Annotated in this window: 18 protein-coding genes; 6 read left to right on the forward strand and 12 right to left on the reverse strand. The window is 63.4% G+C overall.

Annotated elements, in window-relative coordinates; all coding sequences use genetic code 11:
• Nucleotides 1–45: 45 nt before the first annotated feature.
• Nucleotides 46–1,344 (reverse strand): adenylosuccinate synthase, encoded by a 1,299-nt coding sequence (locus ATY78_RS24155; protein WP_088684820.1) that lies wholly within the window; start codon nt 1,342–1,344, stop codon nt 46–48.
• A gap of 192 nt (nt 1,345–1,536) precedes the next feature.
• Between ATY78_RS24155 and ATY78_RS24160 the strand changes: the two genes are divergently transcribed.
• On the forward strand, nt 1,537–2,454 hold the full coding sequence (locus tag ATY78_RS24160; protein WP_088684821.1) for a DMT family transporter: 918 nt from the start codon (nt 1,537–1,539) through the stop codon (nt 2,452–2,454).
• Here the strand turns inward: ATY78_RS24160 and ATY78_RS24165 are convergent.
• From ATY78_RS24165 to ATY78_RS24195, 7 genes are all read right to left on the reverse strand, one after another.
• Nucleotides 2,451–3,302 carry a GNAT family N-acetyltransferase gene (locus tag ATY78_RS24165; protein WP_088684822.1) on the reverse strand — a complete coding sequence of 284 codons (852 nt, stop codon included), beginning with the start codon at nt 3,300–3,302 and terminating at the stop codon, nt 2,451–2,453. The two genes, ATY78_RS24160 and ATY78_RS24165, sit on opposite strands and share 4 nt — an antisense overlap.
• Nucleotides 3,303–3,600: 298 nt before the next feature.
• Nucleotides 3,601–5,418 carry a GGDEF domain-containing phosphodiesterase gene (locus tag ATY78_RS24170; RefSeq protein ID WP_088684823.1) on the reverse strand — a complete coding sequence of 606 codons (1,818 nt, stop codon included), beginning with the start codon at nt 5,416–5,418 and terminating at the stop codon, nt 3,601–3,603.
• 140 nt (nt 5,419–5,558) lie between these two features.
• On the reverse strand, nt 5,559–7,343 hold the full coding sequence (locus ATY78_RS24175; protein WP_088684824.1) for an IlvD/Edd family dehydratase: 1,785 nt from the start codon (nt 7,341–7,343) through the stop codon (nt 5,559–5,561).
• Nucleotides 7,340–8,251, reverse strand: a complete 912-nt coding sequence (locus tag ATY78_RS24180) for an NAD(P)-dependent oxidoreductase (RefSeq protein WP_088684825.1) — start codon at nt 8,249–8,251, stop codon at nt 7,340–7,342. The genes ATY78_RS24175 and ATY78_RS24180 overlap by 4 nt, the downstream gene beginning before the upstream one ends.
• A gap of 167 nt (nt 8,252–8,418) precedes the next feature.
• Nucleotides 8,419–11,619, reverse strand: coding sequence for a multidrug efflux RND transporter permease subunit (locus ATY78_RS24185; RefSeq protein WP_088684826.1), 3,201 nt, complete (start codon nt 11,617–11,619; stop codon nt 8,419–8,421).
• 117 nt (nt 11,620–11,736) lie between these two features.
• Entirely contained in the window at nt 11,737–12,927 is a 1,191-nt protein-coding gene (locus ATY78_RS24190) for an efflux RND transporter periplasmic adaptor subunit (protein ID WP_088684827.1), read from the reverse strand.
• A 46-nt stretch (nt 12,928–12,973) separates the two neighbouring features.
• Nucleotides 12,974–13,789, reverse strand: a complete 816-nt coding sequence (locus ATY78_RS24195) for an alpha/beta hydrolase fold domain-containing protein (RefSeq protein WP_088684828.1) — start codon at nt 13,787–13,789, stop codon at nt 12,974–12,976.
• Between the two features lie 168 nt (nt 13,790–13,957).
• Here ATY78_RS24195 and ATY78_RS24200 point away from each other — a divergent pair, with 168 nt between their 5' ends.
• Nucleotides 13,958–14,869, forward strand: a complete 912-nt coding sequence (locus ATY78_RS24200; RefSeq protein ID WP_088684829.1) for a LysR family transcriptional regulator — start codon at nt 13,958–13,960, stop codon at nt 14,867–14,869.
• Nucleotides 14,870–15,082: 213 nt separating this feature from the next.
• On the opposite strand, the gene ATY78_RS24205 is transcribed toward ATY78_RS24200, so the two are convergent.
• Nucleotides 15,083–15,826, reverse strand: a complete 744-nt coding sequence (locus ATY78_RS24205) for an SDR family oxidoreductase (protein WP_088684830.1) — start codon at nt 15,824–15,826, stop codon at nt 15,083–15,085.
• A gap of 108 nt (nt 15,827–15,934) precedes the next feature.
• Between ATY78_RS24205 and ATY78_RS24210 the strand changes: the two genes are divergently transcribed.
• The 3 genes from ATY78_RS24210 to ATY78_RS24220 are packed head-to-tail and all read left to right on the forward strand — an operon-like array spanning nt 15,935 to nt 17,848.
• Nucleotides 15,935–16,843 (forward strand): LysR family transcriptional regulator, encoded by a 909-nt coding sequence (locus tag ATY78_RS24210; protein WP_088684831.1) that lies wholly within the window; start codon nt 15,935–15,937, stop codon nt 16,841–16,843.
• Nucleotides 16,844–16,866: 23 nt separating this feature from the next.
• Complete coding sequence (locus tag ATY78_RS24215; protein WP_088684832.1) at nt 16,867–17,181, forward strand: hypothetical protein; 315 nt, start codon at nt 16,867–16,869, stop codon at nt 17,179–17,181.
• Between the two features lie 49 nt (nt 17,182–17,230).
• Nucleotides 17,231–17,848: a DNA-3-methyladenine glycosylase gene (locus ATY78_RS24220; RefSeq protein ID WP_088684833.1), complete on the forward strand. Its 618-nt coding sequence runs from the start codon at nt 17,231–17,233 to the stop codon at nt 17,846–17,848.
• On the opposite strand, the gene ATY78_RS24225 is transcribed toward ATY78_RS24220, so the two are convergent.
• From ATY78_RS24225 to ATY78_RS24235, 3 genes are read right to left on the reverse strand one after another with little or no spacing between them, the layout of a single operon-like run.
• Nucleotides 17,849–19,390 (reverse strand): DHA2 family efflux MFS transporter permease subunit, encoded by a 1,542-nt coding sequence (locus tag ATY78_RS24225; RefSeq protein ID WP_088684834.1) that lies wholly within the window; start codon nt 19,388–19,390, stop codon nt 17,849–17,851.
• Complete coding sequence (locus ATY78_RS24230; protein ID WP_088684835.1) at nt 19,383–20,606, reverse strand: HlyD family secretion protein; 1,224 nt, start codon at nt 20,604–20,606, stop codon at nt 19,383–19,385. The genes ATY78_RS24225 and ATY78_RS24230 overlap by 8 nt, the downstream gene beginning before the upstream one ends.
• Nucleotides 20,599–21,063, reverse strand: a complete 465-nt coding sequence (locus ATY78_RS24235; protein ID WP_088684836.1) for a MarR family transcriptional regulator — start codon at nt 21,061–21,063, stop codon at nt 20,599–20,601. The genes ATY78_RS24230 and ATY78_RS24235 overlap by 8 nt, the downstream gene beginning before the upstream one ends.
• 245 nt (nt 21,064–21,308) lie before the next feature.
• On the opposite strand from ATY78_RS24235, the gene ATY78_RS24240 reads away from it, so the two are divergent.
• Nucleotides 21,309–22,853 (forward strand): cation:proton antiporter, encoded by a 1,545-nt coding sequence (locus ATY78_RS24240; protein ID WP_088684896.1) that lies wholly within the window; start codon nt 21,309–21,311, stop codon nt 22,851–22,853.
• Nucleotides 22,854–22,995 lie beyond the last annotated feature (142 nt).

A 22,995-nucleotide genomic window follows, 5' to 3' on the forward strand; every position in this document is an offset into this window, starting at 1 on the left:
AAGTTCGGCACTCTCCCGAACTATCCCCTACAGTGACCCGTGAGCTTAATCCTCAAACGGATCGGTCACAAGTATCGTGTCATCCCGCTCCGGGCTGGTGGAAAGGAGCGCGACCGGCGCCCCGATCAGCTCTTCGACCTGGCGAACATACTTGATCGCCTGTGCCGGAAGATCTGCCCAGCTGCGGGCGCCCACGGTCGATTCCTTCCATCCCTCCAGCGTGATGTAGATCGGTTCGACCCTAGCTTGCGCTGCCTGGCTTGCGGGAAGATGATCAATCTGTTCGCCGTCGAGCATATAACCGACGCAGATCTTCAATTCTTCGAGGCCGTCGAGCACGTCGAGCTTGGTCAGCGCGATGCCGGTGATGCCGTTGGTGGCGATCGACTGGCGCACCAGCGCCGCGTCGAACCAGCCGCAGCGACGCTTGCGCCCGGTTACGGTTCCGAATTCATGGCCTTTTTCGCCGAGGAACTGACCGATCTCGTCCGTGAGCTCGGTCGGGAACGGGCCTTCGCCGACACGCGTCGTATAGGCCTTGGTGATGCCGAGGATATAGCCGAGCGAGCCGGGGCCCATTCCGGAACCTGCGGCGGCCTGGCCGGCCACAGTGTTAGACGAGGTCACGAAGGGATAAGTGCCGTGGTCGATGTCGAGCAGGCTGCCCTGCGCGCCCTCGAACAGGATGCGGGCGCCCTTGCGGCGCTCCTTGTCGAGCAGCAGCCAGACGGTATCGCGGAAGGGCAGCACCCGATCGGCGATCGAAGTCAGCTCCTCCATGATCGCCTGATGGCTGACTTCGGCAACGCCGAGGCCGCGGCGAAGCGCGTTGTGATGCGTCAGAATGCGATCGACCTTGCCGGAAAGGCTTTCGAGATCGGCAAGGTCCATGACGCGGATGGCGCGGCGGCCGACCTTGTCTTCATAGGCCGGGCCGATGCCGCGGCGGGTCGTGCCGATCTTGGTGCCGCTGTTCGAGGCCGCATCCTCGCGCATCGCGTCGAGCTCGCGGTGCAGCGACAGGATGAGCGTCGCATTGTCGGCGATGCGCAGATTGTCGGGCGTAACCGTCACGCCCTGCGCTTCCAGCCGGCCGATCTCGGCGATCAGCGCGTGCGGATCGACGACGACGCCGTTGCCGATCACGGCCATCTTGCCGGGGCGCACGACGCCGGAGGGCAGCAGCGAGAGTTTGTAGCTCGTGCCGTCGATGACGAGCGTATGGCCGGCATTGTGTCCGCCCTGATAGCGCACGACGATATCCGCACGTTCCGAAAGCCAGTCGACAATCTTGCCCTTGCCTTCATCACCCCATTGCGAACCGACCACGACTACATTCGTCATCTAACTCTTCCTGTTACCGGCGCAGAACCGCGCACCTGCTCAAACCCGCGCATCTATAAAGCTTTGTTTTTGGGAAAGCGACCCTGTTGTCACAGCCGATTGGGCTTTTTACGTGACAAATCAGCAGCCGGCAGGCTATTTCCCCTGAGAAAACGCCGCTTGGCGGTCGCAAAAAGACGAGGAAGAAAGCTCTTGCAAGCCACGGCCTATATCTGCCTCGTCATCGCCACCCTCTGCTGGGGCGGCAACTCCGTCGCCGGCAAGCTTGCGGTCGGGCATATCAGCCCGATGATGCTGACCTTCCTGCGCTGGTTCCTCGCCGTCGCACTGATCGCCTCGATTTCGCTGCCGCAGTTGAAAAAGGACTGGCCCGTGGCGAGGAAAAATCTGCCGCTGCTCCTTTGCTACGGCGCCATCGGCTACACACTCTTCAACGCCATGCTCTATTCGGCCGTGCAATATACGACAGCGATCAACGTCGCCATCGAGCAGGCCGGCATTCCGATGCTGATCTTCCTGTTGAATTTCTTCTTTTTCCGCACCGGAATCTCGCTGGCGCAATGTCTCGGCTTCGGTATGACGCTGGTGGGCGTGGCGCTGACGGCCGCCCATGGCGACCTCACGACGCTGCTGCAATTGCAGCTCAATCGCGGTGACGGGCTCATGCTGGTCGCCATCGCTGCCTATTCGCTCTACACCATCCTCCTGCGCTGGAAGCCGCCGGTCGATTGGCGCACCCTGATGGCTTTCCCGGCCTTCGCCGCCATGCTGACCTCGCTGCCGCTGCTTCTTTGGGAGATCAGCCGCGGCGCCGCGCAGTGGCCGGACCAGGCCGGTTGGAGCATCACTCTCTACACGGCGATCTTTCCCTCGCTGCTGGCGCAGATCCTCTACATCAAGGGCGTCGAGGCTATCGGCGCCAACCGCGCCGGCCTCTTCATCAATCTCGTGCCGGTGTTCGGAACGTTGCTCTCCGTCGTACTGATCGGAGAAAGGCTTCAGTCTTTCCACATGGTCGCGCTGATGCTGACGCTCGGCGGCATCGCGATCGCCGAAAAGGGCAGGCCGAAAGCGTCCGCTCCCACCGTGCCCGCGTCGCCTGTGGATTAACCAAGCTCCAGCGTCGTCACCCCGAAGACGTGTTTCAGCGGGATCACCGGGGCCGGTCCGCGATACATCCGCATGGTCTCGAACACCGGCTGAAGGCCCATGGCTTCGGCAAGCGCCGCCGCCTCGCGGTTCTCGGCGGGAATGTCGATGAAGATCGAAGCCCCCTTGGCCTCGGGGATCAGTTCGGCAAGCAGCGCCGCGGCGCTGTCGGCGTCATTGGCAAAGAGCGGGCCGATCTTATAGCCCTCGTAGCAGCGGCGGATCGTGCCGTAGCCGCGGATCTTGTGGCTCTTGCGCACCACCGCCGTCCGGCGCCCCTTGCGGCCGGTGCACCAGGCAGCGAGGAAAGCGTCGCGCGGCTGCGGAAAGATCGCCGAATCGTAGCGCTGCAGCCCTTCGAGGCGTGAATCCAGCACCGGCTGCGCAACGAGCGTCGAGACCGGCAGGGAGGTGGGAACGCCACCGTAGCGAATGGTGGAATAGGCAGGCTCGAAGCCTGCCTTGCGGTAATTTTCCTGCTGTGCGGCAACGCCGTCGAGGCCGATCGTCCGGCCTTCCGCCGTGGCGATCCCCGTCTCCCAGATCGCCTTGCCGTAACCTTTGCCGCGAAAATCCGGATGGACGATGTAGAGGCCGAGAAAGGCGAAACTATCGCCATATTTGACGACCGAAATCGAGCCGACCGGGACTTCACCGATGGAGCCGACGAAAAATCCAGACGGATCGGCTTCGAGGAACGCGAGCGAATCGTCGAGGCCGGGGTTCCAGCCCTCCTGACGCGCCCATTCGAGCACGAGCTCCAGTTCGCCGGGCCGCATCGAACGAACGGCAAATTCCCCCGAATTCATGCGACTTTCCCAGATTTAATGTCCCGCAAGTCCATCCCGGCAACGGCAAAGCAATTGTCAGGCCCCGGCTCCCCGATTGCACCCGCAAATGATGGAGAAGCCGCGCGCTCATGGTCTTGGCGACGCGTATAGTCATCTTTGATGCAATGCAGAAAGCTTCATTTCCGCATTACCATGAAACAGGGGCGTTGCAAGCTCAAGAAAATGACTTGCGCGCCAATTATCTTCCTGCCGGTGGGAGCAAAACGCCGCACCGAAGAGATATCGCCCGCCCGCTTTTAAAAGCTGGGGAAGCATCTCAACCGCCCATCGCGGCCTTTTGCTTTTCGGCACCGCTCGTCATCGACGAAAAAAGCCGGTCCATCTCGGCCGCCGGGGCGGGATAACCGAACGCATAACCCTGCAGGCCTTCGCAACCGAGGTCGGCCAGCACGACGGCATGGGCTTCGGTCTCGATGCCTTCGGCGATCACCTCGACATCGAGCGCCTTGGCGATTTCCACGATCGACCCGACCACGCGGCGCTGCTCGGCGGAGCTGACGACCTCCTTGACGAGCTGACGGTCGATCTTCAGCCGTTTCGGCCGCAGCTTGACGAGACCGATCAGCGAGGCGTGGCCCGATCCGAAATCGTCGATCTCGATGTCGATGCCCATTTGCTTGATATCGTCGATATGCTCGAGCAGCTTCTCGTCGCTGTCGTCGAGGAAAATGGTCTCGATCAGCTCGAAAGCGATGACGCCGCGCGGGATATCGAGTTTCTTCAGCTTGCCGAGCAGCGCCGGATCGGCAAGGCGGGACGCCGAGATATTGACGGCGATGCGTGGAACCGCGACGCCGCGCAGCAGCCAGAACAGCCGGTCTTCGAGAACGCTTTTCAGGATCGCCGCATCGATCTCCGCCGAAAGCCCGTGCTCGTCGGCGACCTTCAGGAATACTCCCGGCGCAAGCACGCCCCTGTCAGGATGCTTCCAGCGGGCCAGCGCCTCGAAGCCGATGACCTCCCGCGTCCGGGCATCGAGCTGCACCTGATAATAGGGAACGATTTCGCCCCGCTCCAGCCCGAGCTTCAGCTCCTCGGCGAGGCGGCGCTTGGAGCGCAGATCCTCCTGCAATTGCCGCGTGAAGAATTCGACGCGGTTGCGTCCGAGCTTTTTGGCCTGGTAGAGCGCCAGGTCGGATTCGGCAAGCAGGTTGCGCGCCCGCCGGTCGCCGCTCCAGGAAACGCCGATCGAGGCGCCGGAGTGCAACATCTGCTCGCCGAAGCGGATCTTCTTCCGCAGCCGCCGCTGGAGGTCTTCGGTGATCGCCTTCAATTCGGCGAGGTCGGTGAAATTGACCAGAACGATGACGAATTCGTCGCCGCCGACACGGGCGACCATGCCGTTGGCGGGAATGGCGGCGGTGATGCGAAGGGCTGCGGCTCTCAGCACCGCGTCGCCCGCCGCATGGCCGTGGCTGTCATTGATCTGCTTGAACTGGTCGAGGTCGAGATGCAGCACGCCAAGCGTCGTGATGCTCCGGTCGGTGGGCAGCTCCGCGAGCCGCTTGTCCAGAAGGCGGCGGTTCGGCAGGCCAGTGAGATAATCGTGATCGGCGACATGCTCGATGCGGGCATTGCTCTCCTCGAGCGCCAGCGCCCTCGCCTCGGCCATCATCTTCTGCCGTTCGAGTTCCGCATTGAGCTGCACGTCGGCAGTGACGTCCCATTCGGCTCCGATGAAAGAGGGCGCGCCCTCCGCGTCGACGTAGAAATGCGCGCGCGAGCGCAGATGGCGGATTTCGCCGCTCCGCAGCACGATCCGGAATTGCGAGTTGTAAGCACCTCGCGCCGCGATCGCCTGGTCGAAGTCGCGTTCGGCCCGCTCGCGATCATCGGGATGGATCGCATTCGACCAGAACCAGGCCGGCACATGCCGGCATGTCTCGCCGGTTTCGTAGAGCCGGTGCATCTGCGCATCCCATAAGATCCCGTCCTTGGCGATGCTGTGCTCCCAGACACCGATCTGGGATGCATCGAGGGCGAGTTCGAGCCGGCGCAGAAGATCCTGAAACTCTTGTTCGGATCGTGTGGCTTTGTTTTCTGGCAACGCGGTCTCAGCCTTGGAAGCTTCCATATTTGCAATATGGTCTCAGGCCGGCATTAAAGAAGCCTTGTCCCAATGCCCGAACTAGTGACTAGGTGAACTGTTCGTTACGACTTCCCCTTTTGGATCAAAGGGGTTGCAGTCCGCCCTTAAAACCGTCGTCCTCCAGATCAGTGGTTGTGCCGTGGCGGAGTCTTGGCGATCTGGCGGAACTCAGCCGCCCCTTCGAGCACCGCGCCGTCCGAAAGCTGCGTGACCGAGCGGCGGTAGATCCGCTGCCACGGCGTCGCATCCGCCGGCACCGGCGGAATGCCGTCGCCCTTGCGCCGCTCGATCTCGGCCTCGTCGACCAGCATGTCGCAGCGCCCCTCATTGAAGTCGATGCGAATGATGTCGCCGGTGCGAAGCCAGGCAAGACCGCCGCCGGCGGCACTTTCCGGCGAGGCGTTGAGGATCGAGGGGCTGTCGGCCGTGCCCGACTGGCGGCCATCGCCGATCGTCGGCAGGCTGCGGATGCCGCGCTTCAGCAGATGATCCGGCGGCTGCATGTTGACGACCTCCGCCGAACCCGGCCAGCCGAGCGGCCCCGCGCCGCGGATGGCGAGAATGGTATTCTCGTCAATGCCGAGTTCAGGATCGTTGATGCGCTTGTGATAATCCTCCGACCCGTCGAAAACCACCGCCCTGCCCTCGAAGATACCTTCCCGCCCGGGCTCCTGGAGGTAGCGGCGGCGGAAATCCTCCGAGACGACACTCATTTTCATGATGGCGAAATCGAAGAGATTACCCTTGAGGACGAGGAAACCGGCCCGCTCCTTCAGCGGTTCGCCGAACGGCCGGATGACCTCGCGGTCGCTGGCCTCGCGCCCTTCGAGGTTTTCGGCCATCGTCCTGCCGGTCACGGTGCGACAGTTGCCGTCGAGCTTTCCGGCCTGCAGCAGCTCCCACATGATCGCCGGCGTGCCGCCGGCGCGGTGATAGCGTTCGCCCAGATAGGCGCCCGCCGGCTGGACATTGGCAAGTAGCGGAATATCGAAGCCGTGCACCTGCCAGTCGTCGGCACGGAGTTCCACGCCGGCGTGCTTGGCCATGGCGGCCAGATGCGGCTGCGCGTTGGTCGAGCCGCCGATCGCCGAATTGGTGCGGATCGCGTTGAGAAAAGCCTCGCGCGTCAGGATATCCGAGGGCTTCAGATCCTCGAAGACGATCTCGACGGCACGCCGCCCGGTGCGATAGGCCATCTGGCCGCGCTCGCGGTAAGCAGCCGGAATGGCGCCGCAGCCGGTCAATGAAAGGCCGAGCGCTTCGGCGAGCGCGTTCATCGTCGAAGCCGTGCCCATCGTATTGCAATGGCCGACCGAAGGTGCGGAATCGAGCGCGGCCTGCAGGAACTCTTCCCGGTCGATCTCGCCTGCCGCATATTTCCGCCGCATCCGCCAGATCACCGTGCCGGAGCCGACCAACTCTCCCTCGTGCCAGCCGTCGAGCATCGGTCCGCCGGAGAGCACGATCGCCGGAATATCGACCGTCGAGGCCGCCATGATCGCCGAAGGCGTGGTCTTGTCGCAGCCGGTCGTCAGCACCACGCCGTCGAGCGGATAGCCGTAGAGGATTTCGACGAGGCCGAGATAGGCAAGGTTGCGGTCGAGGGCCGCCGTCGGGCGCTTGCAGTTTTCGAAGATCGGATGGGTGGGAAATTCGATCGGAATGCCGCCGGCGTCGCGAATGCCGTCACGCACGCGCTTGGCAAGCTCCACATGCACCCTGTTGCAGGGCGTGAGATCGCTGCCGCTTTGGGCAATCCCGATGATCGGCTTGCCGGAGCGCAGTTCCTCCGGCGTGATGCCGTAATTCATGAAGCGCTCGAGATAGAGCGCCGCCATGTCGATGTGATCGGGATTGTCGAACCAGTCCTGTGAACGCAGGCGGCGTTTCCTCGATTGGCTGTCCGTCACCGTTTTCCTCCCGGCCGCCCATTCTTCTCTTCGAGATGGAGAAGCAGGCCGCTGTGATCCTTCTCACCATTGCCGTTGGCGACGAATTCGCCGAATTCGGCGTGGACTGCGGCTGTCAAAGGCAGCGTCAACGACAGGGCCTCTGCCGTTTCCATGGCGGCATTCAGATCTTTCAATTGGTTGGTGGACGAACCGCCGGGCGCAAACTGGCGCTCGACCATGCGCTTGCCATGGAGATCAAGGATGCGGCTTTCGGCAAAACCGCCGCGAATGGCGTCCCGGAAGGCTGCCGGCGAGCCGCCGCCCGCCGCAATCAGCATCATCGCCTCGGCGACGGCGCCGATCGTCACCGCGACGATCTGCTGGTTGGCGAGCTTGGCGAGCTGGCCCGATCCGCTCGGGCCGACACGGGTGACGCGCCCCATCGGCGCAAAGACGTCATGAAGCCCTTCGATCACCGCCTCGTCGCCGCCCGCCATGATCGCGAGCGTACCGGCCTCCGCTCCGACGACGCCGCCGGAGACCGGCGCATCGACATGACCGATGCCGCGTTCGGCAAGCCTCGCCGCGTGGTCGCGGGCAAAATGCGGGGCGATCGAGCTCATGTCGATAACGGTGGCACCGGGGGGCATCGCTTCGGCCGCGCCGCCGTCGAACAGCACCTTCCCCACCGCTTCGGCGTTCGTCAGCATGGTGATGACGACATCGGCGCCCGAAACGGCATCGCCCGGCGTTTGCGCGCGGACCGCGCCGTCCGCCACCAGCACCTCGGCCTTGCCGGGATCGCGATTCCAGACCGTGACGGCAAAGCCCGCGCCGATCAGCCGGCGAGCCATCGGCGCGCCCATCAGGCCTGTGCCGAGAAAGGCGATCTGCCTGCCACCCTGACCTTTACCCGTAGCTGTCATTCAGTCCTCCCAACTGTTGCCCGTCTTTGATAGTCCCCTCGCCCACCGATGCAAATCGTTTTAATCGACGGAACGCATTTTGTCGGATGCTGGAAGCATGCGCAAAACGATACGGGCGAGAACCGAAGTTCCCGCCCGATTTACTCGACAAAGGAAGGTTGATTTCGTTATTCCGCGGCGAGCCGGATGACCTCGGCCTCTTCCTCTTTGTGTTCGTCCGGCTTGTGCTGGACGAGCGGACGGTTGCCCGTCAGCCGCCGCAGCAGCACGTAGAACACCGGCGTCATGAAGATGCCGAAGAGGGTCACGCCGATCATGCCCGAGAAGACCGCGACACCCATGGCCGCGCGCATTTCCGCGCCCGCGCCGGTGGAGACGACGAGCGGCACGACGCCCATGATGAAGGCCATGGAGGTCATCAGGATCGGGCGAAGGCGCAGCCGGCTGGCCTCGACCGCGGCTTCCCGCGGCGTCCGGCCCTCGAACTCCAGTTCGCGGGCGAATTCCACGATGAGGATCGCGTTCTTCGCCGATAGGCCGACAAGGACGACGAGGCCGATCTGGGTGAAGATGTTGTTGTCTCCCCCCGTGAGCCAGACGCCCGTCAGCGCGGCCAGCACGCCCATCGGCACGATCATGATGATCGCCAGCGGCAGCGTCAGGCTTTCATACTGGGCGGCCAGCACCAGGAAGACGAGCAGCAGCGCCAAGGGAAAGACGACGACGCTCGAATTACCGGCCAGGATCTGCTGATAGGTCAGATCCGTCCATTCGAAGTCGATGCCTGCGGGCAGCGTTTCGTTCAGGATCTTCTCGATTGCCGCCTGCGCCTGGCCGGACGAGAAGCCCGGAGCCGGACCGCCATTGATATCGGCGGCGAGGAAGCCGTTATAGCGGTTCGCGCGCTCCGGACCGGTGCTCGGCTCCACCTTCAGGAGGGCCGACAGCGGGATCATCTGGCCGGATGCCGAACGGACCTTCAACTGGCCGATGTCTTCCGGCTGGGCGCGGAACTTCGCATCGGCCTGCACGCGGACGCTGTAGGTGCGGCCGAAGGCGTTGAAGTCGTTCACATAGAGCGAACCGAGATAGATCTGCAGCGTCTGGAAGACGTCGGTGACGGACACTCCGAGCTGCTCGGCCTTGGCGCGGTCGAGATCGGCATAGAGCTGCGGCACGTTGATCTGGAAGCTTGAGAACAGCCCGGCAAGCTCAGGCGTCTGGTAGGCCTTGCCGAGCACCGCCTTGGTCGCCTCGTCGAGCGCCTGGTTGCCCAAGCCCGCGCGATCTTCGATCTGCAGCTTGAAACCGCCCGTCGTGCCGAGACCGTTGACCGGCGGCGGCGGGAACATGGCGATGAAGGCATCCTGGATGGCGCCGAATTTCTGGTTCAGCGCCATGGCGATGGCTCCGCCCGAGAGATCAGGCGTCTTGCGCTCCTCGAAATCCTTCAGCGTCACGAAGACGATGCCGGCATTGGACGAATTGGTGAAGCCGTTGATCGACAGGCCGGGGAAGGCGATCGCATTGGCGACGCCCGGCTGCTTCAAGGCGATGTCGGTCATGCGCTTGATGACATCCTCGGTGCGGTCGAGGCTTGCCGCATCCGGCAGCTGAGCGAAGCCGATCAGATACTGCTTGTCCTGGGAGGGTACGAAGCCGCCGGGAACCGTGGTGAACATGCTGTAGGTCGCGCCGACCAGAGCCAGGTAGACCACCATGACGATGCTCTTGCGCGACACCAGCCCGCCCACGCCCTTGCCATAGGCATTCGAGCCGGCGCCGAAGACGCGGTTGAAGCCGCGGAAGAACCAGCCGAAGATCGCATCCATGAACCGCGTCAGCCAGTCCTTCGGCGCATGGTGGCCCTTCAGGAGAAGGGCTGCGAGCGCCGGAGACAGGGTGAGCGAGTTGAAGGCCGAGATGACGGTCGAGATCGCGATCGTCAGCGCGAACTGGCGATAGAACTGGCCGGACAGGCCGGAGATGAAGGCGAGCGGCACGAAGACCGCGACGAGCACCAGCGCGATCGCGACGATCGGGCCGGACACTTCCTTCATCGCCTTATAGGTGGCCGCCCGCGGCGACAGGCCGTGTTCGATGTTGCGCTCGACGTTTTCGACCACCACGATCGCGTCGTCGACGACGATACCGATCGCCAGCACCAATCCGAACAGGCTGAGCGCGTTGATCGAGAAGCCGAAGACATACATGACCGCGAAGGTGCCGATGATCGAGACCGGGACCGCGATCAGCGGAATGATCGAAGCGCGCCATGTCTGCAGGAACAGGATGACGACGAGGACGACGAGCGCGATGGCTTCGAGCAGCGTGTCGATGACCTTCTCGATCGAAGCACGCACGAACTTCGTCGTATCGTAGACGATCTCGTATTTGACGCCCTGCGGCATGGCGAGCTGCAACTGATCCATCGTGTTGCGGACGTTGTCGGCGATCTCGATCGCGTTCGAGCCGGGCGCCTGAAGCACGGCGACGGCAACGGCCGGCTTGCCGTCGAGCAGCGAGCGCAGCGTATAGTCGGCAGCGCCGAGTTCGATGCGGGCGACGTCGCGAAGGCGGGTGATTTCGCCACTGGCGCCCGTCTTGACGATGATGTTGCCGAATTCTTCGGGCGTGCGCAGGCGGCCCTGGGCATTGACGTTCAGCTGCAGGTCGACGCCCGGCTGGCTCGGCGACGCACCGATGATGCCGGCCGCCGCCTGGACGTTCTGCGAGCTGATCGCATTGCTGATGTCGCTTGCGGCGAGATCGTGCTCGGCGGCCTTCTGCGGGTCGATCCAGACGCGCATCGAATAGTCGCCGGCGCCGAAGACCTGCACCTGGCCGACACCGGGGATACGGGCAAGCCGATCCTTGATGTTCAAGGTCGCGTAATTGCGGAGATAGGTAATGTCGTGACTGTCGCCGTCGGAGACGAGGTTGACGACCATGATGAAGTCGGGCGAACTCTTGACCGTCGTAATACCCAGCGCGCGAACTTCGGCAGGCAGGCGCGGTTCGGCCTGGCTGACGCGGTTCTGCACGAGCTGCTGCGCCTTGTCGGGATCGGTGCCGAGCTTGAAGGTGACGGTCACGTTGAGCACGCCGTCCGACGTCGCCTGGCTGGACATGTAGAGCATGCCCTCGACGCCGTTGATCTGCTCTTCGAGCGGTGTCGCCACCGTTTCGGCGATGACGCTCGGGTTCGCGCCGGGATAGGTGGCGCGCACGACGACCGACGGCGGCACGACTTCGGGATATTCGGAAATCGGCAGCGCGCGCAGGCCGATCAGGCCGGCAACCACGATGAGGACCGAAAGAACGCCGGCAAAAACCGGCCGGTCGACAAAGAATCTGGAGATGTTCATATCAAAGCCCTCTCCGGGGTGAACATGGATGCAAAGTCCCTCTCCGGCGGTTCGAGAACCGCCGGCGGGTCATATCATTTCGGGTATTGGCCCTCTCCTGGGGGAGAAGGCGAAATCCTATTGAGCGGTCGCGACCTTCTCTTCCATCTGCGGAATGACGACGGCGCCCGGACGGATGCGTTGCAGGCCGTTGACGACGATCTTCTCGCCGGCAGTCAGGCCGCTTTCGACCACACGCTGGCCGTCAGCCAGCGTGCCGAGCTGGACCTGCCGGTAGGCCACCTTGTTCTCGCCGTCGACGACGAAGACGAACTTCTTGTCCTGGTCCGTGCCGACGGCGCGGTCACTGATGACGATCTTGTTCTCGGCCTTCGGCTGCCCCATGCGCACGCGCACGAACTGGCCGGGGATCAGGCGTCCGCCCGGATTGTCGAAGACAGCGCGAACGCCGATCGTGCCGCTCGACGCATCGACCTCGTTGTCAATCAGCTGCAGCTTGCCCTTGATCGGCGTGCCCTCGTCGGCGAGCGTGCCGACCTCGACCGGGATCTCTTCGACGGGCGGCAGGGCGCCGTTCGTCTGCGGAAGCTGGGCAAGAGCGCGCGTCACCATCTCTTCGCTGGCGTTGAAGCTTGCATAGATCGGATCGACCGAAACGAGCGTCGTCAGCTCAGGCGAAGCCGAGCCGGCCGCAACCAGGTTGCCTGTCGTCACCTCGATCTTGCCGATGCGGCCGGAAACCGGCGCCCGCACCTGCGTATAATCGAGATTGAGCTGGGCCGACTGCAATGCTGCCTGCGCCGAACGCAGCCCCGCCTGCGCCTCGGCCAGCGCGCTCTGGCGCTGATCGAGATCGCTCTGGGAGATGGTGCGGTTGTCGGAAAGCCTGCGGCCGCGGTCGAGTTCGGTCTGCGCCAGGCTGACCTTGGCTTCGGCCGAAGCGACCTGCCCTTGCGCCTGCGCCACGCTCGCCTGGTAGGGAGCCGGATCGATGGTGAAGAGCAGGTCGCCCTGCTTCACCAGCGCACCCTCACGGAAAGCGACCGAAAGGATGGCGCCCTCGACACGGGGACGGACCTGGACACGATCGACCGCTTCGAGGCGGCCGGAAAAACTCTCCCAGGCCGTCACGTCGCGGGCCGCGACGACGGCAACCGTCACCGGCACGGCAGGAGGCTGCGCGGGCTCGGATGCGGCCGTGGCGGTCGAGCTCATCGGCAGTTCGAAAAACAATGCAGCGCCTGAAACGGACGCAATAAGGCCTATGCCGGCGCCCATGAGGGCCCAGCGCTTGCTTCTGGACGTCATCAGTACTCTCCTTGCGGCCCCAGGCCGCCGAAATATCAGATCTTCTTCAATGCAATTGCGGTTGGACGCTCACGTCCTGAAGGAAACTTCCGAAATGGCGGCTGACGTGCCCCTGCCAGTCGGGCGCTTCCCCGGATTTCCCACCATAAATCGAGGGCCAGCCCGTCCCGGCGGGAAGGACATGCTGGCGCACACCGACGCCGGCCTTTTTCAGGCGGGCACCGTAACCGAGTGTTTCGTCATGCAGAGGATCGTCCTCGGCGGTGAAGATCAGCGCCGGCGCGACACCTGAAAGACGCGAACAGAGGCAAGGCGCCGCGTAAGGGTGGCAGCCGCCGCCGCTTAAGTAATGGCTCCAGCCGTCCGTCCAGCGCTGCCGCATGCCGATCGCTTCGGCCTTGCGGATCGAGGACGTGCCCATGAAGGGATCGAGCAGCGGCGAAATCAGCACCTGGCCGTCGAGCGCATCCGGCATCTGGTCGCGCGCCTTGAGCGCCACGCCGGCGGCGACATTGCCGCCTGCCTCTTCGCCGGCGACGAAGAGCAGCGACTTGCGGTCGCCGAGACCGGCAGCACGTTTGTTGGCGAGATAGGTGAAAACGGAAAAGGAAACTTCCAGCGCCTTCGGAAACAAATTGCCGGACAGGCTGCTGTAATCGACGGCGGCGACGATCGCGCCTGCCTTGGCAAGGCTCATCGCCACCGGCCGATCGACGTTCGTTTCGCTGTCGAGAAATGCGCCGCCATGCAGGTAAAGCACGATCGGCGGGCCCTTGCCGTAATCGGCGCCCTGGTAGACACGCGCGGAAACGGGGCCGATGGCCACCTTGTCCAGCATCATGTCTTTCCATTCCACCGTCATCGGTTCCGGTCTTTCTTTTGCATCTCGGCCTCGGCGCAAAGCGCCTACCGCTTGCATTTCATGAAAAAAAGATATTGTTATTCAGAACAGGGAATAAGAAGCGATATCGCGATTACACTGTTCCAATTCTCGAATAATGTTGCAACGCAAACTGCGGACTTGAAACCGATGGATCAACTTTCGGCAATGCGCGTCTTCATCCGCGTCGTCGAGACGGGCAATTTCACCCGCGCCGCCGACATGCTCGCCATGCCCAAGGCGACCGTGACCAACCTCATCCAGGGCCTGGAAGCGCATCTGCGCACCAAGCTTCTGAACCGCACCACCCGCCGGGTCATGGTGACCACGGACGGCGCTCTTTATTACGAGCGCGCCGCCCAGATCATCTCCGAGCTGGAAGAGCTCGACGGCAGCCTCTCCAATTCGCAAAGCCTGCCGAGCGGGCGGCTGCGCGTCGAAATGAGCGGCGCCTTCGCCGATGCGATCGTCGTTCCCGCACTGTGCGATTTCTATCAGCGCTATCCCGATATCCGCCTGGACCTCGGCGTCAGCGACCGCACGGTCGATTACCTCGTGGAAAACGTCGACTGCGCGCTGCGCGCGGGCACGCCGGCCGACCAGTCGCTGATCGCGCGGCGCGTTTCCGAGATCGAGCTGATCACCTGCGCCGCGCCGCTCTACATTCAAAAATTCGGCATGCCCGAACGGCCGGAGGATCTGGAGGCGACACACTTCTCCGTCAATTATTTCCGCGCCCAGAACAACCGGACGCTGCCCTTCGAATTCCGCAGGGACAATGAGATGGTGGAGACGACCCCGCGCTACATCGCTTCCGTCAACGACAGCCGCACCTATCTGACGGCGGCGCTGACGGGGCTCGGCGTTGCGCAGATTCCGACCTTCATGGCGCGCGAGCCGATGGCGCGAGGCGAACTCGTCCGCGTGCTGCCGGAATGGCGCCGTGATCCGGTGCCGCTCTACGTGGTCTATCCGCCGAACCGCCACCTCAGCAACAAGGTCCGCGTCTTCGTCGACTGGCTGGTGAAGCTCCTGGTCGAGGCGCGGCTGAACGACTATTGAGGCTAAACAGATACGGCCCGGAAGGCAGGGGAAACCTTCGACGGGCCGCAATGCTGGAGGTTCGCAAGAGAGCGGGGGAACTTCACTCTTTCACGATAAGCTATTTATAGACACTCTACACAAAATTGTAAGAGGAAAATTCTGCACGCATCGTTCAAATAGCTGCGATGACGGGCGGACCTCAGGCAAAGATGGTCCGAAGCACCCGCTTCGTCAGATCATGCCGCCATTGGCGCGCAGCGTCTGGCCGTTGATCCAGCCTCCATCAGGGCCGGCAAGGAAGGCGACCGCAGAAGCAATGTCATCGGGCGCTCCAAGGCGCTCCAGCGGGTTCATCTTCGCCATCCGGGCGACGAGCTCCTCCGACTTGCCGTTGAGGAAGAGATCGGTGGCGACAGGGCCGGGCGCGACGGCATTGACGGTGATGTTGCGGCCGCGCATCTCCTTGGCCATGATCGCCGTCAGCGTTTCCACAGCGGCCTTTGTGGCGGCATAGACGCCGTAGGTTTCGAGCTTCAGCCCCACGACCGAAGTCGAGAAATTGACGATCCGGCCCCCGTCGCGTAGGCGCCTGGCGGCTTCGCGCAGCGTATTGAAGGTGCCCTTGAGATTGACGGCGATCTGGCGGTCGAAATGCGCATCGTCGGCTTCGGCAAGCGAGGAAAGCATCATGATGCCGGCATTGTTGACGAGGACGTCGATGCCGCCGAAGGCGGTTTCCGCCGCATCGAACATGCGGCGGACGGCTTCGGCATCGCTGACATCGGCCCTGGCCGTCAACGCTTTGCCGCCGGCATGCTCGATCTCCCGAGCCAGTTCCTCGGCCTGAGCCGCACTGCCGGAATAATTGACGACGACGGTAAAGCCGTCCTTGGCGAGCCGCCGGGCGACTTGGGCGCCGATCCCGCGGGAAGCGCCGGTGACCAGTGCGACCTTGCCGTTTTCATTGGAAACCATGGTTCTTCTCCTTCACCTCGTTTTCGATGAGGAGAAGATGCGCCTTTTCCTCCAGCGGATAATCATGCATCATCCGCCATCACTATCCGGAAATCACAAACAAAAAATATGGACAGATTCGATGCCATGCGGGTCTTTTGCCGCGTCGTGGAACGGCGCAGCTTCACCCTTGCCGCCGAAGATACCGGCCTGCCGCGCTCGACCGTCACCGACGCCATCAAGCAGTTGGAAGCCCGCCTCGGCGTGCGTCTGCTCCAGCGCACCACGCGCCATGTCAGCCCGACGCTTGACGGCGAGGCCTATTATCAGCGCTGCCTGTCGATCCTCGCCGACATCGAGGATGCCGAGGGCGCTTTTGCCGGTGCCAGACCGAAGGGCCTGCTGCGTGTCGACGTGCACGGCACCCTCGCCCGCCATTTCGTGCTGCCGAGCCTGCCGTCCTTTCTTCAAACCTATCCCGAAATCGAATTCTACATGAGCGAGGGCGACCGGCTGGTCGATCTGGTGCGAGAAGGCATCGATTGCGTGTTGCGCGTTGGCGCGCCCGAGGATAGCGACATGACCATCAGGCGCGTCGCCATGCTCGACGAGATCACACTCGCCTCTCCTGCCTATGTCGTCGCCCACGGCCTGCCGCAGCATCCCGACCGGCTTGCCGGCCATCGCATGGTCGGCTTCCACTCCAGCGGCACCGGCAGGCTGCTGCCGCTGGAATTCATCGTCGACGGCGCGGTGCGTGAGATCGCCATTCCCGCCACCATCGCCGTCAACGCCGCTGAAAGCTATGTTTCGGCAGCGAAAATGGGCCTCGGCCTGATCCAGATCCCGCGCTATCACGCCGAAAGAGATCTCGCCGAGGGAACGCTGATCCACGTGCTTGAGGATTTCCCGCCGACCCCGACCCCGGTCTCCCTGCTCTATCCCCGCAACCGCCAGCTTTCGCCGCGCGTGCGCGTCTTCATCGACTGGCTCGTAAAGGTCTTCGCTCGACAAAATCCGGAAAACGCGCTTTCCTAATATAAGCGCTTGAGGGAACGGCCATGGCACTCAACGATATCACCGTCTACCAGACGGAAGACGGCTTCGTCGTCGAATTCGGCGGCGAAGGCGAAGACAGCATTGCCGTGACGCTGCGAAGCACGCCCGAGCTGACCGCCGAAAATGCCGTCGCCCGCGCCAAGGCCCTGCTTGCGGCGGCGACCGAACCGGCCCACGGCGACGGCGCGCGGAGCAAGGACCCTGCTCTTCTCGAAGAGGAACTGGAGGAGGGCCTGGAAGATTCCTTCCCCGCGAGCGACCCGGTCTCGGTCACATCATCCTCGATCCCGATGCGCGATCCGAACGCAGGCCGATGATGCAGGCCTGATGCATGAAACGGTTTCGGGATGACGCCGGCGGCGGCGAATGGTATCTGCCACGGCCATGACCGAAGGTGGAATGACAAAGGGCGCGATCGGCGCCGGCGCGCTTGCCGGTGAAAGCCTCAAGGCGTTTTTCGAGCGCGACGCGATCACTGTCGCCCGCGATCTGCTCGGCTGCCATCTGACAGTCGATGGCGCCGGCGGCCGTATCACCGAGACGGAAGCCTATTTCCCCGATGACGAGGCTTCGCATAGTTTTCGCGGGCCCACGAAGCGCAACGGCGCCATGTTCGGCCGGCCCGGCAACGTCTACATCTACCGCATCTACGGCATGTACTGGTGCCTGAATTTCGTCTGCCATCCGGGCTCGGCCGTGCTGATCCGCGCGCTCGAGCCGGAAACGGGAATTCCTGCCATGGCGGAGCGGCGCGGCACCGATATGCTGACCGCGCTCTGCAGCGGTCCCGGCAAGCTCTGCCAGGCGCTCGGCATCGATATCGAAATCAACGACCGGCTGCTCGATCGCGCACCTTACACGCTCACGCCCTCCGCACCGGTGCCTGTCGTCTCGGGAAAACGCATCGGCATCACGAGAAATGCCGAAGCACCATGGCGCTTCGGCATTCAGGGATCGAGATATCTCAGCAAGCCTTTCCGCTGATCATTCCATCACGGCGCTGTGGTCGACGGCGGGCGCTGCCTTCGGCTTGCGCAGCAGCAGCGCCAGCGGAATGACCGCGAGCGACATCAGCATCAAGAGCTTGAAATCGTCCATATAGGCGATGATCGTCGCTTGCAGGGTGATCATCTCGTTGAGCGAAGCACGGCCGGCAGCCGTCAGGGGGCTCACCCCTTGCGCCGCGACCGCATTGAAGGCGTGGTTGAACGGCGTCACATAGGCCGCGATCGATTCATGATTGCTCTGCGTGTTCTCGACGATCAGTGCCGAAACGATCGAGATGCCGACCGCCGAGCCGATGTTTCGCGACAGATTGTAGAGGCCGGTGCCGTCGCCGCGCATATGGGCGGGCAGCGTGGCAAACGCGATCGTCGTCAGCGGCACGAAGAGAAAGCCGAGGCCGGCGCCCTGGATGAAACCGACCGAGACGATCGTCCATTGCGAAACATCGGGCGTCCAGCTCGTCATGTCGTACATCGCCCAGGCGGTCAGGCCGAGGCCGAGCACCAGCAGCAAGCGCGTATCGACCTTGCCGATCAGCCGCCCGACGATGAACATACAGAGCATGGTGCCGAGCCCGCGCGGCCCCATGACGATACCGGCGGTGATGACGGGATAGCCCATCAGCGTCTGCAGATAGGGGGTCATCAGCGCCAGCGAGGCGAGGTAGGTGACGCCGACCACGAAGATGAAGATCATGCTGACGGTGAAGTTCTGGTCGAGAAACAGCTTCGGATTGACGAAGGATTTCTCAGCCGTCAGCGTGTGCACCAGCAGCAGATAGAATGCGGCGGCGCAGACGATCGCTTCGAGCATGATCTCACCCGAGGAGAACCAGTCGAGCTGCTCGCCGCGGTCGAGGAAGAGCTGCAGCGCGGCGATGAACAGGCTCATCATCCCGAAGCCGAACCAGTCCAGCTTGGCGAGCAGATCCCGCTTGGTCTCGGTGACGAAGACGACAATGCCCATGAAGGCGAGCGCGCCGATCGGCACGTTGATGTAGAACACCCAGCGCCAGCTGATATTGTCGGTCAGCCAGCCGCCGATGACGGGGCCGAGGACCGGCCCGACCATGACCGAGACGCCGAAAAGCGCCATGGCCGAGCCGCGTTCCTCGACCGTATAGATGTCGAGGAGGATGCCCTGGGAAAGCGGCACCAGCGATGCGCCGAACAGGCCCTGCAGCAGGCGGAAGGCGACGATCTGGTTGAGCGATTGCGCAAGGCCGCAGAGAACGGAAGCCGCCACGAAGCCGGCGATAGCGACGAGCAGCACGCGCTTGCGGCCGAATTTGGCGGCGAGGAAACCGGAGGGCGGCGTCATGATCGCCGCCGCGACGATATAGGATGTCAGCACCCAGTTGATCTGGTCGGCCGACGCCGACACGCTGCCCTGGATATAGGGCAGCGCCACGTTGGCGATCGTCGTGTCCAAAGCCTGCATGATGACGGCGAGGATGACGCAGGCCGTGATCGCGCCGCGATTGGCGACCGGGGGCGCCGGAGATGCCGGAGCGTTACTCATGGTCCTTGCCCTGAGGCCGGCCCAGAAGCTTGTTGACGAAGTCGGGCAGACCTCTGATATGGCCGGTATCGACATCGACGACCGTGCTCATGCCGACGCGCAGCGGCGGCTTGCCTGCCGCATCTTCGATGCTGACACGCATCGGAATGCGCTGCACGACCTTCACCCAATTGCCGGTGGTATTCTGCGCCGGCAGCAGCGAGAAGCTGGAGCCGGATGCCGGGCTGATGCTCTCGACCTTGCCCTTCCATGTCACGCCGGGATAGGTGTCGACGTAGATTTCGGCGGCCTGCCCAGGCTTGACGTAAGTCAGCTCGGTTTCCTTCGGGCTGGCGGCAATCCACAGATGGTCGGTGGCGACAAGCGAGAAGGCCTGCTGCGAAGCCTGCAGGTAGGAGCCGACCTGCAGCGCGTTGACATTGGTGACGATGCCGTCGAACGGCGCCTTGACGACGCTGTGGTCGAATTCGCGCTGGGCGTTGTCGACCTGCGATTTGGCCTGCAGGTAGAGCGGGTTTTCCTCGACCGGCTGGTCGGCGCTGCCGCCAAGCTGGGCGAGCGTCGTTGCCGCTTCCGCCTTGGCGACGGCAACCTTCTGCTGAGCGGCCTCGAGATTGTGCTTGGCCTCGTCATAGGCGGACTGCGTCGCGCTGCCGTTGTTGACGAGGGCCTGCTGCCGGTCGAACTGATCCTGGTAATAGGGCAGATCGGCCTCAGCCTGGGTGATCTCGGCGAGCGACTGCTGATAGCTCGCCTTGAGGTTCATGATCTGGTTGCGCTGCGCGCCGAGCTGCGCCTTGGCGCCGTCGAGCGCGATCCTGAAGGAATCGGCTTTCAGGCTGAAGAGCACCTGCCCCGCCTTGACCGCCTCGTTCTCATGCACGTCTATCCGCTCGACGATACCAGAGACATCGGTGGTGACGCCGACCATGTCGGCCTGGATATAGGCGTTGTCGGTCGACATCACCTGGCCGCCATTGACGTAATAGTAACCGCCGACGACCAGCGCCACCGGCAACAGGGCGAAAAGGACAGGGCGCGTGAGACTGCGCCGGCGGCGGACCTTGTTGCCGCCAGGCGCAGCCACGGCGGCAGCCGGCGCTGAATTGGATGAAGGCGCTTCGGCTACCGTTTCCTGCTGTTTGACTTCGTTTTCTTCGGCAGATGTCTTGGCATTGGCGTCGGCAACGACGCGGAGGGAGGGTTGATCAGCCATCGTTCATCTCATTGTCTTCGACCGGTGTTCGGCAAGCCTGCACCAGGTTCGTCTTCATTACGGAGAGGATTTGGTAAAGCTGCTCGCGCTGTTCGGCTGAAACACCCGCCAGCGCCTCCGCGCGGGTGGTGTCGCCGAGTTCGCGCATTTCTGCGAGCAGCGGATGCGCCTCGTCGCGCATGTAGAGCAGCCAGACGCGCCGGTCGGTCGGGTGCTGGCGGCGTTCGATCAGCCCGCGCTCGGCGAGCTTGTCGAGGATGCGCACCAGCGTGATCGGCTCGATTTCGAGGATTTCCGCAAGGCCGCTCTGGTGGATGCCTTCATTGTTCGAGAGATAGGCAAGCGTCTGCCATTGCGACCGGGTCAGCCCGAGACACTTCGCGCGTTGCTCGAACCGCTTGCGCAGCAGCCGTGCGACGTCGTGGAGAAGGAAACCGAGTGTGGGCGTGGCGTTCATGGAAACCTTTGCCGGCTATTTATAAGCATACTTATGATATGGATAAATATATTCGGCATGTGCGCTGCACAAGAGCGCCGGCGGCAGATTCCGCAACCGCGGCCAAAATGCCGCAGCCGCCGCAAGGAAAGCCAAGCCATCTTCCTGCTTTCGCCGGCGGCAAGGCGCTGGCCAGTGGCCGCGGAGCACCTTCGGCCCTAATTCCGAAGGAGATTGCCTCCGCGGGAGGTGCGCAGGAGGGCTCGATGGCATTCTTCGAAAGCATGCTGACGCTGCTCCTGGTGGCGATCGTCTTCCTGCAATTCTCCAGGAAATTCCGAGTCCCCTATCCCACCATGCTGGCGATCGCCGGCATCATCGTCGCTGCCGTGCCATGGGCGCCCGAGGTCGCCATCGATCCGCAGCTGGCGCTGGCGCTGTTGATCGCGCCCGTTCTCTTCGATGCCGCCTATGATCTGCCGCCACGGACATTGAGACGCAACTGGCTGCCGCTCGTCTCGCTCGCCGCCATCGCCGTGATCCTGACGGCGGTGGCCGTCGCCGTCGTCGGCGTGACGATGGCCGGCCTGCCGCTTGCCGCGGCCATAGCGCTGGGCGCCATCGTCGCGCCGCCGGATGCGGCAGCGGCGACCGCCATGCTCGACCGCTTCGACCTGCCGCGCCAGACTTATGTGATCCTGAAAGGTGAGAGCCTTTTGAACGACGCGGTCGCGCTCTTGATCTTCAGCGCGGCGGTGACGGCCGCTTCGAGCCCTGCCTTTTTCAGCGGCGCCCTGGCGCAGCTAGCACTTGCGGCGCCGGGCGGCCTCATCCTCGGTTATCTCCTCGGCCGCCTCTACATGGTCGTCGGCGTAAAGCTCGCCGGCACGCTCGGCGGCACCCTGCTTGAATTCGTCGCCACCTTCGGCACATGGATCATCGCCGAGCGGCTGCATCTTTCGGCCATTCTGGCCATCGTCGTTTACGCCATGGTGATCGCCCGCTACATGCCCGAGCGCCAGACCGCCCGCCATCGCATCCATTCCTATTCGGTCTGGGAGGCCGCGGTCTTCCTGCTCAACGTGCTCGCCTTCCTGCTGATGGGCCTGCAGGTCCGCCAGATCGTCCTCGGGCTCGACCCCGGCCGGCTGAACTACGCAATCACCTTGGCGACCGCGGTCTTCGTCACCGTCATCGTCGTGCGTCTCGCCTGGGTGCTCCTCTACAACCGCGCCATCACCTTTCTCGCCGCGCGCGGGTGGACGAGACAAACCGTTCCCACCTTCGCGACGAGCCTGCTTGCCGGCTGGTGCGGCATGCGCGGCCTCGTCACGCTGGCGACCGCGCTCGCCCTGCCGATCGACTTCCGCGATCGCGACATCATCCTGCTCAGCGCGCTTGCCGTCGTCCTCGGCACGCTCATTCTCCAGGGCCTGACGCTCGGGCCGCTGATCCGCGTCCTGAAATTCACCCCCGACACCTCCTTGAACCGCGATCTCGCTCAAGCCCGCGTCGCGTTGATCGATGCGGCGCTTGCCGAACTCGCCGGCGGCGAGGACAAATCCACCCGCATCCTGCGCGACGTCTATACCTCCGAGCGCGAGATCGCCGCCGACGGAAAACACCCGCGCGAGGTCAGCAGGCTCGACAAGCAGCGCCGCAACGTCATCGCCGCCAAGCGCCGCAAACTGGCGACGATGCGCCGCGCCGGCGAGATCGACGACGATGTCTTCCACATGCTGGAACAGGAACTCGACTGGGCCGAACTCGCCGTCCTGCCGCCGGGCCGCGACGAGATCATCGAGAGCTGATGCTCTCCCAAGGCGTTTCACGGATTCCAATCCGCGGGCAATTGGCATTTGCTATTTTTCGCCGCTGCCGTTTATATCCAGTTCCATAGCGTTACGATTTTTCCGATTTGCATTGCATGCCGGCCTTCCTTTCCAGAACTGG

The sequence above is a fragment of the Rhizobium sp. R635 genome (genome assembly GCF_002211285.1).
Taxonomy (GTDB): Bacteria; Pseudomonadota; Alphaproteobacteria; order Rhizobiales; family Rhizobiaceae; genus Rhizobium.

Excerpts from the sequence above, each read along its gene's own strand:
- ATY78_RS24240 (WP_088684896.1), top strand. The coding sequence starts at position 21,309 with ATGGCATTCTTCGAAAGCATGCTGACGCTGCTCCTGGTGGCGATCGTC.
- ATY78_RS24220 (WP_088684833.1), top strand. The coding sequence starts at position 17,231 with ATGGTATCTGCCACGGCCATGACCGAAGGTGGAATGACAAAGGGCGCG.
- ATY78_RS24235 (WP_088684836.1), bottom strand. The coding sequence starts at position 21,063 with ATGAACGCCACGCCCACACTCGGTTTCCTTCTCCACGACGTCGCACGG.
- ATY78_RS24170 (WP_088684823.1), bottom strand. The coding sequence starts at position 5,418 with ATGGAAGCTTCCAAGGCTGAGACCGCGTTGCCAGAAAACAAAGCCACA.
- ATY78_RS24195 (WP_088684828.1), bottom strand. The coding sequence starts at position 13,789 with ATGACGGTGGAATGGAAAGACATGATGCTGGACAAGGTGGCCATCGGC.
- ATY78_RS24205 (WP_088684830.1), bottom strand. The coding sequence starts at position 15,826 with ATGGTTTCCAATGAAAACGGCAAGGTCGCACTGGTCACCGGCGCTTCC.
- ATY78_RS24210 (WP_088684831.1), top strand. The coding sequence starts at position 15,935 with ATGGACAGATTCGATGCCATGCGGGTCTTTTGCCGCGTCGTGGAACGG.
- ATY78_RS24165 (WP_088684822.1), bottom strand. The coding sequence starts at position 3,302 with ATGAATTCGGGGGAATTTGCCGTTCGTTCGATGCGGCCCGGCGAACTG.
- ATY78_RS24200 (WP_088684829.1), top strand. The coding sequence starts at position 13,958 with ATGGATCAACTTTCGGCAATGCGCGTCTTCATCCGCGTCGTCGAGACG.
- ATY78_RS24185 (WP_088684826.1), bottom strand. The coding sequence starts at position 11,619 with ATGAACATCTCCAGATTCTTTGTCGACCGGCCGGTTTTTGCCGGCGTT.
- ATY78_RS24230 (WP_088684835.1), bottom strand. The coding sequence starts at position 20,606 with ATGGCTGATCAACCCTCCCTCCGCGTCGTTGCCGACGCCAATGCCAAG.
- ATY78_RS24225 (WP_088684834.1), bottom strand. The coding sequence starts at position 19,390 with ATGAGTAACGCTCCGGCATCTCCGGCGCCCCCGGTCGCCAATCGCGGC.
- ATY78_RS24180 (WP_088684825.1), bottom strand. The coding sequence starts at position 8,251 with ATGACAGCTACGGGTAAAGGTCAGGGTGGCAGGCAGATCGCCTTTCTC.
- ATY78_RS24155 (WP_088684820.1), bottom strand. The coding sequence starts at position 1,344 with ATGACGAATGTAGTCGTGGTCGGTTCGCAATGGGGTGATGAAGGCAAG.
- ATY78_RS24215 (WP_088684832.1), top strand. The coding sequence starts at position 16,867 with ATGGCACTCAACGATATCACCGTCTACCAGACGGAAGACGGCTTCGTC.
- ATY78_RS24190 (WP_088684827.1), bottom strand. The coding sequence starts at position 12,927 with ATGACGTCCAGAAGCAAGCGCTGGGCCCTCATGGGCGCCGGCATAGGC.